Source organism: Arthrobacter sp. (genome assembly GCF_031179385.1).
Lineage (GTDB): Bacteria > Actinomycetota > Actinomycetes > Actinomycetales > Micrococcaceae > Arthrobacter_D.
The window spans coordinates 1-15,545 of sequence record NZ_JAPSHV010000003.1 but is presented as its reverse complement, the minus strand read 5'-3'; the positions used below and the strand labels follow the sequence as shown (position 1 = coordinate 15,545).

18 protein-coding genes and 3 tRNA genes are annotated in these 15,545 nt (G+C 63.9%); 13 read left to right on the top strand and 8 right to left on the bottom strand.

Going from position 1 to position 15,545, the window contains the following annotated elements:
* Positions 1-62: 62 nt before the first annotated feature.
* From RIF85_RS01115 to RIF85_RS01090, 6 genes are all read left to right on the top strand, one after another.
* The gene (locus RIF85_RS01115; protein ID WP_309070060.1) at positions 63-416 is read left to right on the top strand and encodes a thiamine-binding protein; all 354 of its coding nucleotides are present in this window, start codon (positions 63-65) and stop codon (positions 414-416) included.
* Positions 413-1,057 carry an O-methyltransferase gene (locus RIF85_RS01110; RefSeq protein ID WP_309070059.1) on the top strand — a complete coding sequence of 215 codons (645 nt, stop codon included), beginning with the start codon at positions 413-415 and terminating at the stop codon, positions 1,055-1,057. The genes RIF85_RS01115 and RIF85_RS01110 overlap by 4 nt, the downstream gene beginning before the upstream one ends.
* Positions 1,035-1,553, top strand: a complete 519-nt coding sequence (locus tag RIF85_RS01105) for a GNAT family N-acetyltransferase (RefSeq protein WP_309070058.1) — start codon at positions 1,035-1,037, stop codon at positions 1,551-1,553. Before RIF85_RS01110 ends, RIF85_RS01105 begins: the two co-directional genes overlap by 23 nt.
* 63 nt (positions 1,554-1,616) lie before the next feature.
* Positions 1,617-2,171 (top strand): GNAT family N-acetyltransferase, encoded by a 555-nt coding sequence (locus RIF85_RS01100; protein ID WP_309070057.1) that lies wholly within the window; start codon positions 1,617-1,619, stop codon positions 2,169-2,171.
* Position 2,172: 1 nt separating this feature from the next.
* Positions 2,173-2,487 (top strand): TM2 domain-containing protein, encoded by a 315-nt coding sequence (locus tag RIF85_RS01095; RefSeq protein ID WP_309070056.1) that lies wholly within the window; start codon positions 2,173-2,175, stop codon positions 2,485-2,487.
* A gap of 28 nt (positions 2,488-2,515) precedes the next feature.
* Entirely contained in the window at positions 2,516-3,352 is an 837-nt protein-coding gene (locus tag RIF85_RS01090) for a fused MFS/spermidine synthase (RefSeq protein WP_309070055.1), read from the top strand.
* Between the two features lie 59 nt (positions 3,353-3,411).
* Here the strand turns inward: RIF85_RS01090 and RIF85_RS01085 are convergent, their stop codons facing one another.
* The gene (locus tag RIF85_RS01085) at positions 3,412-4,347 is read right to left on the bottom strand and encodes a LysR family transcriptional regulator (RefSeq protein WP_375164439.1); all 936 of its coding nucleotides are present in this window, start codon (positions 4,345-4,347) and stop codon (positions 3,412-3,414) included.
* Between the two features lie 142 nt (positions 4,348-4,489).
* Between RIF85_RS01085 and RIF85_RS01080 the strand changes: the two genes are divergently transcribed.
* A complete protein-coding gene (locus tag RIF85_RS01080) occupies positions 4,490-5,887 on the top strand; it encodes an MFS transporter (RefSeq protein ID WP_309070053.1) in 1,398 nt (465 codons plus the stop codon).
* A gap of 2 nt (positions 5,888-5,889) precedes the next feature.
* Positions 5,890-6,711 carry a 3-hydroxybutyrate dehydrogenase gene (locus RIF85_RS01075; protein ID WP_309070052.1) on the top strand — a complete coding sequence of 274 codons (822 nt, stop codon included), beginning with the start codon at positions 5,890-5,892 and terminating at the stop codon, positions 6,709-6,711.
* Positions 6,712-6,789: 78 nt separating this feature from the next.
* Here RIF85_RS01075 and RIF85_RS01070 read toward each other — a convergent pair whose 3' ends face one another.
* The gene (locus RIF85_RS01070; protein ID WP_309070131.1) at positions 6,790-8,220 is read right to left on the bottom strand and encodes an NCS2 family permease; all 1,431 of its coding nucleotides are present in this window, start codon (positions 8,218-8,220) and stop codon (positions 6,790-6,792) included.
* Positions 8,221-8,332: 112 nt separating this feature from the next.
* Between RIF85_RS01070 and RIF85_RS01065 the strand changes: the two genes are divergently transcribed.
* The gene (locus tag RIF85_RS01065; protein ID WP_309070051.1) at positions 8,333-8,992 is read left to right on the top strand and encodes a copper resistance protein CopC; all 660 of its coding nucleotides are present in this window, start codon (positions 8,333-8,335) and stop codon (positions 8,990-8,992) included.
* A 5-nt stretch (positions 8,993-8,997) separates the two neighbouring features.
* Here RIF85_RS01065 and RIF85_RS01060 read toward each other — a convergent pair whose 3' ends face one another.
* Positions 8,998-9,687, bottom strand: a complete 690-nt coding sequence (locus tag RIF85_RS01060) for an FAD-dependent monooxygenase (RefSeq protein ID WP_309070050.1) — start codon at positions 9,685-9,687, stop codon at positions 8,998-9,000.
* Positions 9,688-9,951: 264 nt separating this feature from the next.
* On the opposite strand from RIF85_RS01060, the gene RIF85_RS01055 reads away from it, so the two are divergent.
* Positions 9,952-10,968 carry a universal stress protein gene (locus RIF85_RS01055; protein ID WP_309070049.1) on the top strand — a complete coding sequence of 339 codons (1,017 nt, stop codon included), beginning with the start codon at positions 9,952-9,954 and terminating at the stop codon, positions 10,966-10,968.
* A gap of 13 nt (positions 10,969-10,981) precedes the next feature.
* Here the strand turns inward: RIF85_RS01055 and RIF85_RS01050 are convergent, their stop codons facing one another.
* The 3 genes from RIF85_RS01050 to RIF85_RS01040 all read right to left on the bottom strand — a co-directional run bounded on the left by RIF85_RS01050 (position 10,982) and on the right by RIF85_RS01040 (position 13,899).
* Positions 10,982-12,436: an NlpC/P60 family protein gene (locus RIF85_RS01050; protein ID WP_309070048.1), complete on the bottom strand. Its 1,455-nt coding sequence runs from the start codon at positions 12,434-12,436 to the stop codon at positions 10,982-10,984.
* A 148-nt stretch (positions 12,437-12,584) separates the two neighbouring features.
* A complete protein-coding gene (locus tag RIF85_RS01045; protein ID WP_309070047.1) occupies positions 12,585-13,502 on the bottom strand; it encodes a cation diffusion facilitator family transporter in 918 nt (305 codons plus the stop codon).
* Between the two features lie 37 nt (positions 13,503-13,539).
* Positions 13,540-13,899: a metallopeptidase family protein gene (locus RIF85_RS01040; RefSeq protein WP_309070130.1), complete on the bottom strand. Its 360-nt coding sequence runs from the start codon at positions 13,897-13,899 to the stop codon at positions 13,540-13,542.
* A 141-nt stretch (positions 13,900-14,040) separates the two neighbouring features.
* Between RIF85_RS01040 and RIF85_RS01035 the strand changes: the two genes are divergently transcribed.
* The 3 genes from RIF85_RS01035 to RIF85_RS01025 all read left to right on the top strand — a co-directional run bounded on the left by RIF85_RS01035 (position 14,041) and on the right by RIF85_RS01025 (position 14,383).
* Positions 14,041-14,113, top strand: a tRNA-Glu gene (locus tag RIF85_RS01035).
* A 64-nt stretch (positions 14,114-14,177) separates the two neighbouring features.
* A tRNA-Asp gene (locus RIF85_RS01030) sits at positions 14,178-14,251 on the top strand.
* A 56-nt stretch (positions 14,252-14,307) separates the two neighbouring features.
* Positions 14,308-14,383: transfer RNA gene (locus RIF85_RS01025), tRNA-Phe, on the top strand.
* 561 nt (positions 14,384-14,944) lie between these two features.
* Here the strand turns inward: RIF85_RS01025 and RIF85_RS01020 are convergent.
* Complete coding sequence (locus RIF85_RS01020; protein ID WP_309070046.1) at positions 14,945-15,178, bottom strand: hypothetical protein; 234 nt, start codon at positions 15,176-15,178, stop codon at positions 14,945-14,947.
* Positions 15,175-15,510 (bottom strand): hypothetical protein, encoded by a 336-nt coding sequence (locus RIF85_RS01015; RefSeq protein WP_309070045.1) that lies wholly within the window; start codon positions 15,508-15,510, stop codon positions 15,175-15,177. The genes RIF85_RS01020 and RIF85_RS01015 overlap by 4 nt, the downstream gene beginning before the upstream one ends.
* Between the last annotated feature and the right edge of the window lie 35 nt (positions 15,511-15,545).

The window sequence follows — 15,545 nt, the reverse complement described above, 5'->3', positions numbered from 1 at the left end:
TCGACACGGAGGCATCTGCACAAACGGGTGACCAGCGGGACCAAACCTGACAGACTGTCCCCATGCTCGTAGCCTTCTCAGTTGCACCTTCCGGCCGGCCCAGCGGCGCACACGAGGACACCTCCGGCAATGCTGAGGGGTCTGTTCACGCCGCCGTGGCTGAGGCCGTGAAGATCGTGCGTGATTCAGGACTTCCGAACTCCACCAGCTCCATGTTCACCGAGATCGAGGGTGAGTGGGACGAGGTAATGGACGTCGTCAAACGCGCCACCGAGGCGGTAGCGAAGTACGGCAGCCGCGTCTCCCTCGTACTCAAGGCAGACATCCGTCCCGGACGCACCGGTGAGCTGACCGGGAAAGTGGAACGCCTGGAACGCGCCATTGACGAGATGGACGAGTACCAGGGGCATTCATGAGCACTTGGGCCGAGGTGGACGCGTACCTCAACAGCACGGTCGTCCGGCCCGATGACGCACTCCTCGCCGCTGTGGAGAACACGCGCAGCGCCGGAATGCCCGCCATCGAGGTGACCGCTGGGCAGGGGAAATTCCTGATGCTGCTGGCCCGGATCCACGGAGCGCGTCGTGTGTTGGAGATCGGCACGCTGGGCGGTTTCAGCACCATCTGGCTGGCCCGGGGCCTTCCCGAGGACGGCACCGTGGACACGTGCGAGTATGAGCCGGCACACGCGGAGGTGGCGCGCCGCAACCTGGATTCGGCCGGCGTCGGGCACAAAGTCACCGTGCATGTGGGCGCTGCTCTTGAGACGCTCCCCACTCTTGCCGGACCCTACGACCTGTTCTTCATCGACGCAGACAAGGTCAATAATCCCCATTACCTTGAATGGGCGGTGAAGTTGTCCCGCCCGGGCGCGGTGATTGTGCTGGACAATGTGGTGCGCGGCGGCACGGTCCTGGATGCGGACGGCGACGAGCACACGCGCGGCACCCGGACGGCCCTTGAGATTCTCGGCGGCCATCCTCGCCTGGAGGCAACCGCGCTTCAAACCGTAGGAACCAAGGACTGGGACGGGTTTGCGGTCGCCGTCGTCAACTAGAACTCAATTCTCGATCCGTACGGCCACCGTCGACGACGCGGAAGCCTACGCGCGCACGCATGTCGCCGCGCTGCATGAAACCTACGCGAACATCATGCCGCGCGAGTTCCACGACCACTACGATGCGGACCTGCCGAACATCATCAGCCGACGTCGGGCCGCACTTTCGCGTGACGACGGCGTCACCGGCTGGATTGCCTTAGACGGCCGGGGTCGGGCGGTAGGGATTGCTTCCTCGGGGCCGGGCAGGGACGACGATCGCCCCGATTTCGAGTTGCACCACATCTATACGCTGGCCTCGACGCACGGGTGCGGTCTGGGCCAGCAGCTGCTTGATGCATCAATCGGTGATTCTTCGGCCTATCTCTGGATCCTCAATGACAACCCGAGGGCGGAGCGTTTCTACGTTCGCAACGGGTTCGTCCCCGATGGAACGACCGCCCTCTGCGGACCGGTCTGGCATTCCAGGCCCATGTTCCGCATGCACCGAACCTAGCCGCCGTCATTCTCCAGGGCGCAGGACCCAGGGTTGTCGCTGCCGGACGATAGCATGAACGGCATGGTCACCATCCGTCCGCTGCGTATCGACGAGCTTGAGGCTGCGCTGCGGATGAAGAACGAGGGTTGGCGCCAGGCCTACGAAGGTCGGCTCGAATCCGGGGTCCTGGCAGGGCTGGACGACACGGTGGAGGCGCAGGCCGAAGCCTGGCGGATGGGGTTCGACACCCAGGACAGCGTTCCCTTCGTTGCAGTGGATGAACTGGGGAAGATTGTCGGGATCGCGGCGGGCGGTGACGCCCGGGGCGAGAGTCCGCCCGCCGCCGTCGAACTTTTCATGCTGTACGTACTGAAGCAGTACTACGGCACCGGCCTGGGTCGTGCGCTCGCCGATGCAGCCATCGGTGATGCCGCGGCGTGCGTCTGGGTTCTTGAGGGGAACGAGCGCGCCATCGCTTTCTACCGCAAACTGGGATTCACGCCGGACGGCGAAAGGGAACAGCTCTCCGAGCGGTGGAACGGGCTCTACGAGATCCGGTTGGTACGTTCGGCGCAGACACCGCGTCCGCCCGCGACCGGCGGGTCCGCATCAGTCTTACAACAGACAGGGAAATGACATGTCCAACTACTATGGGAACCAGCCCCAACAGCACGTGGTGGTCTATGCCGCGAAAGAAAGCTGGCTCGCGTACCTGCTCTGGTTCCTCCTCGGAAACTTCGGCGCACACAAGTTCTATCTGCGCCAGAACGGGATGGGTTTTCTGTACCTGGCACTCGGGCTGGTCGGTTACGCCACGGCCTGGTTCCTGCTCGGTTTCCTCTTCCTGATACCGCTGTGGATTCTCATGATCATCGACCTCTTCACCATCCCCGGCCGCGTTCGGCAGGTCAACGGGTATCTGCATCATCAGGGCGCTGTCCGTCCTTACTGACCGGCATCGGGCGAGAGAGTAAGGATTCGTGGGACGGAAGCGGGAAAACAAGGAAACGGCTGCCGCCGAGGGTGGTCCGGCCCCCGGAATTCACACCATCGACACCGGTAATTGTGAGCTCGTGCCCGACCGCTTCAACCCCAACGGCTGGGTGCTGCACATCAACGGGGTCCCGAGTTCGCACATCGATCTCGCGGACCCGGCGCGGCTCGACTTCGAGTACATGCGATGGATCAATTCACTGGTGACCTCGCAGTGGCCCTCAACGTTCCGCCTCCGCGCACTTCACCTGGGCGGCGGCGCATGTTCACTGGCGCGAAGCTTCGCAGCAACCTTCCCCGACGCGCGGCAGGTCGTCGTCGAACTCGACGGTGCGCTCGCTGTGCTGGTGCGCGAGTGGTTCGACCTACCGCGTGCGCCGCTGCTGCGGATCCGCGTCGGAGAGGCGCGGGAAGTCACCGAGTCTCTCTCCGCCAGCAGCCGCGACGTCATCATCCGTGACGTCTTCGCCGGCAGCCGCACTCCGAGCGCACTGACGACCCTCGAATTCGTGGAACACGCGAAACGCGTCCTGGATCCCGCCGGTGTTTACATCGTCAACTGCGGTGACTCCCCGGACCTCGCCATGGCGCGGCGGGAGGCGGCCACCATCTCCTCGGCCTTCACGCACACGGTGATCATCGCGGACCCGGCCATGTTGAAGGGGCGGCGCTATGGAAACGTCATCATCGCCGCGAGTGATGCACCGCTCGGGGAGGATCCGGGCCTGGCCCGGGAACTGCTGGGCGGCGGTGTGCCCGCGCACCTGTGGCAAGGCGACCAGCTCACCCGATTCATCAGCGGCGCCCCGGTTCTCACCGACTGAATCCTCACAGACTGAGTCCTCACAGACTGAGTCCTCACAGACTGAGCCAACTCAAGCGGTCAGGTCTTGCCGAGCAGCCGGTCCTCATACTCGTCGGTGGCCCTCCGCAGAGCGCCGACGACGGCGGCAACAGCCGGTTGCCGCAGCGAATCCGGGCGTGCCACGAGCCAATAACCCAACCGCTCCGCGACCTCCTCAGGCAGCAGCCGCACGAGGTCGCTGTGCAGGTTCGCCATGAAGCAGGGGAGCAGGCCAATGCCCGCTCCCGCCCGGGTGGCTTCCACATGAACGAAGACATTCGTCGAGCTCAAAGAGTCCTTCATGCTTGGCAGCAAGCGCCGAGGCGCGTCAAGGCTGTCCACCTGCAGCATCGAGTCAATGAAGTACACCAGTGGGTGCTTCAGTACTTCATTGATGCTGGACGGGGTGCCGAACTCGGCCAGGTACTCCCGCGAGGCGTAGAGCCCCAACACGTATTCACCCAACCGGATGGCTTCCGCCCGATGCACCTGCGGCCTGCCAACGACCACCTCAAGGTCGAGGCCGCTCCTCGTCTGCGACGCCCGCCGCGTTGCTGCCACAATCTCGACGCTCAGCCGTGGATGCTCGCGCCGCAGCCTTGCGAACGCCGGAGCGGCGATGTACGCGCTGAAACCGTCCGTGGCGCTCATGCGCACGACGCCGGAAAGGCGGCTCGCGCCGTCGTCGTCGGTTTCCAGCTCCGAAAGTGCCCGCTGGACCTCCTCGGCAGCGGCCACCGCGCGCAGGCCGAGGTCCGTCAGTTCCCAACCACCGCTCGCCCGTACCAGGACGTGCCCGCCGAGCGCTCGCTCCAGTGCCGCAATCCGACGCGAGACCGTGGTGTGGTTCAGGCCGAGGCTCTCAGCGGCGGAGGTGAAGCGGCCGGAGTTGGACACGGCGAGGAGGATGAGCAGGTCGTCCGGCTGAAGGGGCACATCTGCATTTTCGCAGATTGCTCCTGCGTAACTGGCCATTGAAGTGCCCCGGCATGTGCACACATACTCAATGAGGCCCACCTGGGTGACAGGCGTCACAAGCGCGCACCACCCGAATCAAAAACCCCTGGATTCACCCACCGAGCAAAGAGTGTCAGAGCCGACACAGAAGGAGCAGTCCATGAGCGTCAGTTCGCGCCCAGCCCAACCGGGAAGGGGTCCGGCAGGAGAGGCCGATGCAGCCCCCCACGGCCTCAAGAAGATCGTCGCAGCCTCGATGGTGGGCACCGTCGTCGAGTGGTACGAGTTCTTCCTCTACGCCACGGCGGCGTCCCTGGTCTTCGGTATTGTGTTCTTCCCCAACGCGGATACCCCGCTGGACGCAATCATCGCAGCGTTCCTGACCTACGCCGTCGGCTTTGTTGCCCGTCCCCTTGGCGGAATCTTCTTCGGCCAGATCGGCGACAAACTGGGCCGTAAGCACACGCTGCAGGTCACCATCATCCTCGTCGGCGTGGCCACGTTCCTGATGGGCTGCCTGCCCGGATTCGATTCCATCGGCTACTGGGCGCCGGCTCTACTGGTCATCCTCCGCTTCGTCCAGGGCTTTGCAGTGGGCGGCGAATGGGGTGGTGCGGTCCTGCTGGTTGCAGAGCATAGCCCCAACAAGTCGCGCGGCTTCTGGTCGAGCTGGCCGCAGTCTGCGGTACCGGTCGGCAACCTGCTCGCCACCGTTGTGCTGCTGACGATGTCCTCCATCCTGCCCGAGGACGAGTTCCTCAGCTGGGGCTGGCGCGTAGCGTTCTGGCTGTCCGCGATCATCGTGGTGATCGGTTACTACATCCGCACCCACGTCAGTGAATCGCCGATCTTCCTCGAAGCCCGTGAGCAGGTGGAGCGCGAGAAGGCCATCAGCTACGGCGTCTTCGAGGTTGTGAAGAAGTACCCCCGCGGCATCCTCGGAGCCATGGGTCTGCGGTTCGCGGAGAACATCCTGTACTACATCATCGTGAGCTTCTCGATCGTGTACCTCTCGCAGGTCCACCAGTACAACACCAGCTCGCTGCTCCTTGCGCTGCTGATCGCACACGTTGTGCACTTCCTGGTGATCCCGCAGGTCGGCCGGCTGTCCGACCGCTTCGGACGCAAGCCCGTGTACCTCGCCGGCGCCATCCTCGGCGCGAGCTGGGCATTCTTCGCCTTCCCGATGTTCGACACCCTGAACCCGGTGATCATCATCCTCGCCGTGACCATCGGCCTCTGCTTCCACGCACTCATGTATGCGGGCCAGCCGGCGATCATGGCCGAGATGTTCCCCACCCGCATGCGCTATTCCGGCGTCTCGCTCGGCTACCAGGTGACCTCCATCCTCGCGGGATCCCTCGCACCGATCATCGCCACGGCGATCCTGCAGGAAACCGGCTCCTGGGTGGGAGTGGCGCTCTACGTCCTCGGCGCCAGCGTGGTGACGGCCATCGCCGTCATCACCCTGCGCGAGACACGCGGAACCTCGCTTCGGGACATTGATGCGGCGGACGCGGAGCGCCATGGAATCCCGGTCGCCGGCAGGGACCGCTAACCATGCCTGCCGAACCGCGGAACGACGACGGCGGCTTGCGCCCCACCGCACAGCCGCCGTCGTCCCTCACGCCTTTTCCCCTCGCGCTCGCCGGCCGTCGCGCTGTCGTCACCGGCGGCGCGAGCGGAATCGGAGCGGCCTGCGCCCGTGAACTGGCGACGCAGGGGGCATCCGTCGTCGTCGCCGATCGCGATGCGGAGGGAGCCGGCGTCATCGCCAAGGAGGTGAAAGGCGAGGCGTGGGCGGTTGATCTGCTCGACACCGAGGCGCTGGAGACCCTCTCGCTCGAGGCCGACATTCTGATCAACAACGCCGGCATCCAGGTGGTGCGACCCATCGAGGAGTTCGATCCTGCCGACTTCCGGCGAATTCATACGCTCATGCTCGAGGTGCCGTTCCTGCTGATGCGGGCCGCCCTGCCGTCGATGTACGCCAAGAAGTTCGGCCGAATCATCAACGTGTCTTCAGTGCACGGGTTGAGGGCATCAGCCTTCAAGTCTGCCTATGTGTCTGCCAAGCACGGGCTGGAAGGCCTGTCGAAAGTGGCGGCCTTGGAAGGCGGACCGCACGGAGTCACCAGCAACTGCATCAACCCCGGGTACGTGCGGACTCCGTTGGTCGAGAACCAGATCGCGGACCAGGCGCGCCTGCACGGCATCAGCGAGGACGAGGTGCTCGAGCAGATCATGCTCACCGAAAGCGCAGTCAAACGTCTGGTGGAGCCCACTGAGGTGGCCTCGCTTGTGGCCTGGCTGGCCTCCGATCACGCCGGGATGGTGACCGGTGCCTCCTACACGATGGACGGCGGGTGGTCGGCACGCTGACCGGTCTTCGCCGTGAGTTGGCAGGACACACCCCGTTTGCTCCCGCACTCGGGGCGTGTCCTGCCAATTCGGTGTTGGCTAGCCGACGCCGAGCAGTTGCTCGATGGGTCCGATCCCGAAGAAGATGACGAACGCGCCAGCGACGGCCCACATGAGCGGGTGGATTTCCTTCGCCCTGCCCTGGAATGTGCGCACCAGCACATAAGCGACGAAGCCTGCACCGAGCCCGTTGGCGATGGAGTATGTGAATGGCATCAACGTGAAGGTGAGGAACGCCGGGATGGCGATACCCCAGTCTTGCCAGTCGATCCTGCCCACCTGGGACACCATCATGAAACCGACGATGACGAGGGCAGGAGCAACGGCCTCGAACGGGACCAGCGAGATCAGCGGTGTGAAGAACATCGCCACCAGGAACAGCAGCCCAGTCACGATGTTGGCGATACCGGTACGTGCTCCTTCACCGATGCCGGCGCCCGATTCAACATAGATCTGATTCGACGACACAGAGCCCGCGCCGCCGGCCACGGCTCCAAGTGCGTCCACGATTAGAACGCGGTCAACGCCTGGAATGTTGCCCTGCCTGTCAACGAGCTTCGCTTCGTTGGCCAGACCCACCATCGTGCCCATGGCGTCGAAGAAGATGCTCAGCAGGATGGTGAACGTCAGCAGCAGGGCAGCTGTTGCTCCCAGGGTGCCGAACGCACCGAAGACGCTGACGCTACCCACGAGGCTGAGGTCGGGGATGCCTACCCAGGATCCGGAGGGCAGTTCAGGCACCACCAGCGACCAGCCCTGCGGATTGGCGCCCTCCGGCCCTACGCTTGGCCCAACGTTGGCCACAGCCTCGATGATGACGGCAAGGATGGTGGACGCGATGACGCCGATCAAAATGCCGCCGCGGACCTTCCGGACTACCAGTGCGATGGTGAGAATCAGGCCGAAAACAAAGACGAGCGTAGGCCAACCGAGGAGTACCCCATCGAAACCCAGCCCGACCGGGACGGTGGTCTGTGCAACGTCAGGAATTCGTCGGACGAAGCCGGCATTCACCAGACCGATGAGGGCGATGAAGAGCCCGATCCCGACGACGATGGCCGTCTTGAGGCTTTCGGGAACCGCGTTGAAAACCGCAGTACGGAAGCCGGTGAGCACCAGAACCAGCATGGTGAGGCCGGCGAGCATCACCAGTCCCATCACCTCCGGCCACGTCAGCTCCGGGTTGGTCGCGACAGTAATTGCCACAAATGCGTTGACGCCCAGTCCTGTGGCCAGCGCGAAGGGATACTTTGCCCAGGCGCCCATGAGAATCGTCAGCACACCCGCTATGAGAGCGGTTACTGCGGCGACGCGCTCGATGCCAAGGCTCTCGCCGCTGGCATCAGCTCCGGCAAGGATCAGCGGATTGAGCACCACGATGTAGCTCATGGCGAAGAACGTGGCGAGCCCGCCCCTGATCTCTCGTGAATAGGTTGATCCGCGGGCGGTTACCTGAAAGTAGCTGTCCATCGCGGTACGCAGTGCAGGCACGGGTATTCCTCTGCTGGTGGGGGAGTTCGCTCGAAAGTCTATCCAATGAGCGGCTCAGGATCCTGCCAGCCGCCTCCCGTACGCTGGGGGTATGAAGCAGCATTCCTCAGTAGTTGCAGCAAGCCCGTCGGCGCTCCCGGGGGCACATTCCGTCCAGCGCATAGCCGTTCTGCTGGTGAGCGCGTTGATGATGGCGCTGGCACTGGTCCTTGGCACCGCGAACGGGGCAACCGCCCATGACGAGTTGAGCTCATCGAACCCGGAGGCGGGCGCGACGCTCGATGCCGCTCCCGAGATGATCGAGCTCACGTTCAGTAACGTGCCGGCGACGATCGGTTCAGAAGTGCAGGTGCTTGACGAGGCAGGCGAGGACTGGGCCGAGGGCGAGGTGTCCATTACGGACACGGTGGCCACCCAGGCACTGCGGGATGGAGCCCCGGCCGGTACGTACACGGTGAACTGGCGTGTGGTTTCTTCCGACTCGCACCCCATCGAGGGGACGTTCGAGTTCACGGCCGCAGGCGGCGGCAGTGCTGATTCCCCTGCTACTTCGGTAACGCCGGGGGCATCGGCAGGTACGTCCGGTCCCATCGAAACCGCCGAGCCGGGCGCACTCGATCAGGAGCCCGCAGCGGACTCAGGCGTGTCCTGGGCCGTCATCCTGATGATCGCGGTGTTGATTGCTCTCGCCACAGTTCTGGCGCTGGGAGCCCGGCGCCGCCTCAAGCAGGGCAATAACGACGCGGGATAACGGGCTTAGGCGCTAAGGGCCGGTGGCTGTCCGGGGCGCGGAAGGCCGGCCGCCAGGACAGAGGCCTTCACGGGCTGGACCAGCTGGGCGGCCAGTGCGCCCTTCGAGACGATCGAGTCGCTGATGACCTTGGCCTGCCGGACTATCTCCCGTGTTGTAGGCGTTAGCACCTCGCCTACGCCGATAAGGTACAGCCCGATGGCGCGGAGGGCGGCCTTGATGTCTATCCCCACGGCCAGGCCGAGGGACTGGACGAACCGCCGCAGCTGGTTCTGGGGATACTTCGTCAGAACCACGTGGTCTGCGAGGAGTACGCCGTTCCGGGTCTGGACAGCCCACTTCTTGGAGCCGAGCACGGGCGCCGGGAGCAGTTGCGAATAGCCCACCATGCACAGGCCCTCCGCCACCGTCTCCTGCCGGATGTCCAGCGAGTGGCTGGACGCATAACAGCGCAGCAGGCGCAATAGCTCAGTGCGCTCTGAGAGCGACACCGAGTCCGTCATGACGGTCCGATTGGCACCCGAATTCAGGCACTCCATGCTTTCAACGACGATGGACTTGACTCCGCGGCGACTCAGCTCGCTGGCGACGGCAAGACCCGACAGTCCGGAACCGATCACCACTGTGGTTGTCATCTCTGCCGCGGCAGGCGCGGAAGACTCTGCGGCCGCGCGGGTGGCGGGTTCCGGCACCATCGATGAAAACCTCCTGAGGGGAAGGAGAACTCCGCACAGCCCGGCGCCTCTTCCGGGCTGTGCGGACACTTGGCTGCGAACGGGTCAACCAAGCGCACTTAAAGCGGGCGGGAACCCCAAGGGAGACCATCCGCCCGATAACGATTCTCGAAGCCTATATAACTTTTTGGGCGCTGAATAGACCCCCTACTGGTGAGTAGGCTAGAAATAACTCGACGGCTGAGCAAAGGTGTCAGTAACGGTTCAACCGCAAGGAGGCGGGACATGTTTGAGACTCACGAGCCGGGCGCGCCAAGGCATTCACAGGGGCGCGGAATAGTTGTTGGTGTGGACGGTTCTGACCAGAGCATGTGTGCCCTTGTATGGGCAGCACACGAGGCCAAACGCCGCCGGTCGCCGCTGCACGTAGTGACGGCATACACGGTACCGGTGTTCGCGGCGTCGAGTATGGATGCAGGGTACGCAACCGTGGACGACACGGTTATCCGGGAGGGTGCTCAGTCGGTTCTGGACCAGTCCATCGGCAGGCTCGCCAGTCGCCACGACATTGAGATAGTGCCGCGCGTGGAGAGCGGGGACGCCGCAGGGGTGCTTCTTGAGCTCTCCGAGGAGGCCGAACTGATGGTGGTCGGGTCACGTGGACGGGGAGGCTTCGTGGGCCGGCTGCTTGGATCAGTCAGCTCAGCGCTTCCCGCGCACGCGAAGTGTCCGACCGTCGTCGTGCCGCTCTTTTGCGCTCCCCGTTTGAACGAGGCCGGGGTGTCGGCGCCGAGGACGAAGGGAGAGCCCTGCCCCAAGGCGGAGGACGTCGAAAAGGTCGTCGTGGTGGGCGTCGACGGCTCGGAACAGGCACGGATGGCGTCGCTGCTCGCGGCTGAGCAGGCGGAGTCCCGCGGACTGCCGTTGCGAGTGGTGTGTTCGCTGCCGCCGTTCACCGGCTCGCTCGCATGGATGCCGACTCCGGTCGACCGGGACGCGCTCCATAGCGAGATCATGGTTCAGCTGAACGCCGGAAAGGCATGGCTGCAGAGCCACTTTCCCCGGTTGGAGATTTCGATCGAACTGCTGGACGGTCCGCCCGTTGAGATACTGATCGAAGCGTCACGCACGGCCGAGCTGGTTGTGCTGGGAACCCGGGGGCGCGGTGGATTCGCCGGCATGTTGCTGGGCTCCACCAGCCAGGGCGTGCTGCATCATGCGAAGGGCCCGGTGCTTGTGGTTCCTGACCGCGAGGACCCACGGCTGGCGGACCGCGCCAGGTTCGGACCAATGGCCGCCTAGGACCGGGTGGCGCCTAGAATCGGGCAGCCATCGGATTGAGCGCGCCCATTCCGCTCATGTTCGCCAGGTTCACTTCGAGGATGCCCTGAGAGGGATTGAGGGCGTTCACGACCGTGTTGTTGCCGACGTAGATCGCAACGTGCCAGATTCCGGCACCTTCCCCCCAGAAGACCAGGTCCCCGAACTGCACCTGGGAGAGCGGAACGTGGGTGCGGGCAGCGTAGAACTGAGCAGAAGCTGTCCGCGGTAGCGAGATACCGCCTGCGGCGAAGGCCTGCTGAACCAGACCGGAGCAGTCGTAGCCCCGGGGGCCGTTCCCGCCCCACTGATAGAAGTAGGGTGCACCGACTCGCGCACGGGCGTAATTGACGGCTGCGGCCACGCCGCCCGGATTGGTCGCTGGAGGTGCCGGAACCGGTGAGGGCGGCGGAGTCGGCTGAGGAGCCACCGGAGCAGGTGCGGGCGCCACCGGAGCAGGTGCCGGTGGGGGTACAGGTGTTGTCGGGCGCGGGGCCGGAACAGGGCGCTGTGCGGTGGGCGGCTGCACGGGCTCTGGCGCCGGTGCGGGAAGTGGCGAGGGAGCCGGCGCCGGTGCGGCGGGAGTCTCCGGAGTAGTCTGTGCAGACTGTGCAGGCGTTGCTGACTGCCCGGTGGAAGCTGCCCGGGTGACCTCGGCGGATGCGGCGAGGACACGCGCAAGTTCAGCTTCGCGGCGTTCCTGTTCGAGGCCCGCGATCCGCTGCTCCTCCAGGGCTGCAGTGGTGTCGCGCAACTGTGCCAACTGGGCAACGAGGGTTTCCCGCTCTGCCTGCTTTTGTTCGACCAGGCTGGCGGCTGCCGCCATGGCGGATTCGGTAGCCGCACCTGCGCGGGTGGCCTCTTCGGCCGCGTCGGCGGCGGCTGTTTGGGCTTCTCTCGCGTCGGCGCGCAGGGACTCGAGCGAACTCGCGGCGGTTTCGGCCTGGTTGACAGTTCGGGATTGCGAAGCCGCCATGCCTTCCACCGTTGATGCCTGGTACATGATGTTTCGGGGATCCTGGGCGAAGGCGAGGAGGCTGCTGTCCGGCATGATGCCCCCGGCGCGATAGATGTCCGCCGCCAGTTCCCCGAGCTCCGTGGTTGCCGCGCGGTACGCGTCTTCTGCCTGCTGCGTCTGCGCGGAGAGTCGCTCTGCGGCGGCGCGGCGTTCATCCAGTTCGGCCAGTGCGTCGATGTACGCGCCCTGGGATTTCATCGCCTCAACCTGCGCGTCCTGCAGTTCTGTCGCAGCGGTCTCAAGGATTGCCTCGATCTCGTCGACCAGCTGGGAGGTCCGGGCAGTGTTGTCCTTCGCCGCAGAGATCTCGCTGGCACTGGGCAGGTCCGGCGCGCCCACCGCGGGTGACGGCGTCAGCCCGACGGTGAGTAGAGCTCCGGAAAGCACGGCAGCGAGCACGGGGAACCTGCGTGCAGGGAAGGTTGGCAGCATGACTCGATCCTCGGACGACATCCAAACACATCCGAGGGTATGGCCCAATCGTCACATTGGCAACATTAGGCACACGAGTAGCTTAAGTAACAACAGCACCATTATCGAGAACTTGGCATGGCGTGTCGCGCCGGTGGATCGGGAGGATTCAGGCGTGCTGATGACTCTCATGGACCGCATGCTCAAGCGGTTCGACCTGAAACGTGCAGTGCTCAGTGTCGAAGTGATTGCTCAGGCAATGCGCGAGGCGGTCCAGCATTCGGTCCACCCCTTCCGCATTCAGGCTCTCCGAATCCACGACGACATGCGCCGAAAACACCGGCACGCCGGAAGTGATGGTCCAGGCGTGGATGTCATGGGCATCAACCACGCCCTCTACCTTCAAGATGTGTTCGCGGATCGTTGCCGGGTCGACGCCCTTCGGTGCTGATTCCAGAAGGACGTTGATCACGTCGCTTAACAAGCTCCACGCCCGCGGCAGGATCATGAGCGCGATGAGGATCGAAGCGATGGCATCCGCCTGCTGAAATCCCGTCATCGCAATCACGACGGCGGCGACCACCACGGCGATGGAGCCGAGCAGGTCGCCCAGCACCTCCAGGTAGGCACCTCGAATGTTGAGGCTTTCCTTGTGGCCGCCATGGAGTATCAGCAGGCATACCAGGTTCGCTGCCCCGCCCAGGACCGCGGCGACGAGCATGATGTCCGTCCGAACCTCTGTCACGTCACCCAGCCTGCGAATCGCCTCAATGGTGATAACGACGGCGATTACCACCAGGATGATGGCGTTCGCCAGGGCGGCCAGGACCTCCGCCCGCTGGTATCCGTAAGTGCTTCGAGCAGTGGCGGGACGCGCCGCGATCCACGAAGCCAGCAGCGCGATGAAGACGCCGGCGGCGTCGGAAAGCATGTGGCCCGCATCGGCAAGGAGGGCCAGCGAGCCAGACAGTGCCGCACCGATCACCTGGATAACGACGACGGCGAGCGTGATCGCAACAACCAGGACCAGCGATTTGCGGTGCTTGCCGGTCGCTGTGACGGCGTGCCCGTGAGTATGTGCGCCCATATGACAAGTATGAAGCCCCATCTGGCGCAGGGTCAGGTTACCCCCAGCCGAGCTCGTGAAGGCGTTCGTCGTCGATTCCGAAGTGGTGCGCCACCTCATGGATCACCGTAACGAGGATTTCTTCCACCAGCTCCTCCCGGCTTTCGCACATGCGCAGGAGCGGTTGACGAAAGATGCTGATCCGGTCCGGCAGGGACCCGGCGTCCCACCACGAGTCCCGCTCGGTCAATGGAGTTCCCTCGTAAAGTCCGAGCAGGTCAGGGTCAGGTTCTTCACCGGGCCCCGGCTCAAACTCCTCCTTGACGAAGATCGCGACGTTATTCATGGCCCGCGCCAACCTGTCGGGGATCTGGTCGATGGCGTCGTCGACGGCTGATTCGAAGTCCTCGAGGCTCATGTCAATGGGCACGCAGGAAACTCTACTGCCGTAGCCCGGACGTTACTTTCCGGCGCGTGAGAGCCGGTTTTGTGTAATCGAGATCGAGGCCCTATAGTTTTAGAGGTCCACAACGAGGAGTAAAGCACTTGTGTGGTCCTGGCCCCCATCGTCTAGCGGCCTAGGACACCGCCCTTTCACGGCGGCGGCACGGGTTCGAATCCCGTTGGGGGTACGCAAGGGAGTGGTCCTAAGCACCGTCACGGTGCTGGTAGGATGAAACTCTTGCAAAATCGCAAGGCCCTGTAGCGCAGTTGGTTAGCGCGCCGCCCTGTCACGGCGGAGGTCGCGGGTTCAAGTCCCGTCAGGGTCGCTGAGATGGTCGGAGAAATCCGGACGTCGACGGTGATCATCGTCAGGTGGTTGCAAGGCTCTGTAGCTCAGTTGGTAGAGCGTTCGACTGAAAATCGAAAGGTCACCGGATCGACGCCGGTCGGAGCCACCAGCTAGAACCCCGCAGTTCCCAGTGTTTACTAGGACTGCGGGGTTTCTTCGTTTCCGCGTAGGGCCGTGTTTGAGTTTGAATCACGCCACGTCGCCCGTGTGCTCGGGCGGAACTGTGTGTCATTCGAGCGGCAGAAGCGAACCCGTTCCGTTTGTGCCTGGAACCGAAGTCATCGCTCCGATCCGCGTTGATGTGCAGGTACCCAGACCGAGCCCTGCACCGAAAGCTGTCCAGAAGGACCAGTCGGTTCCGACGGCACGTGCTAGTCGGTGGGACTGATATCGGTGGTTAGGCAACGATCATCCTCTGTTTCCCTGTCGAGCTCCTCGGCTGGGCCGGTGGCTATATTGAGCCCCAGTAGGCCTTCTGAAATTCCGGCAAGCTGTTGTGTGCGCCAGCCTCGTGCGACGTACCCCTCCTGGTCGTAGTGTGGAAGGCTCAGGCCCGTGTGCGTTGATTGACGATTCTCAATGAACATGTTGTCTCCAGGTGCGACGATTGTGATGGCTCCAGGGCCGAGACGGATAACCCACAGGGGTCAAGATCAGCGGGGCGGCGAATCTAGAGGGTAGTGCGGGCATTTCGTTTCAGGGTGAGCCGCTGTGCCAGCTCATCACAGGCGTCTCCATAGTCGGCCAGGAGGCATTCCGGAGGATTCACCTGGTCGAGCAAGCTGAAGTACTCGTCGCACATGCGTTTGAGCTGTCTCGTGCTCAAAGCTGCTATCCCCGCCTTGGCTGGTGGGAGGTCATCGGCCGTCAAGCCCAAGGCGCCGGTGCCTTGTGCGCGGGTCATGACGCAGCAATCAGACGCGGTACGGGGGGCAGGCTCGCCAGTAGCCCGCATGCTGGGTACATATCGGGAAGCTGCAACGTGACAGCACCAAGTTCGTGGTGGTGATGTTCCAGCCGAATGCTGTCGTTGAGTGCTTCTGCCGCTGCTGCGTCAACGTGGATGGCATTGCGCAGATCCACGATCACGGCCACGCCGTCCACCAGTGCGTTGGCACGTCGGATGACGGGAAGCAAGGCCCGATAGCTTTCCGTGGTGAGGCAACCGGTGACGGCAAGAACTGCCGAATTGCGGTCGATGTCCAGTCGAACCAGAATACGAAGCTTGTGATCCATGGGAGTCTCCCTCAATCAGGAGGAACTGGCCCATT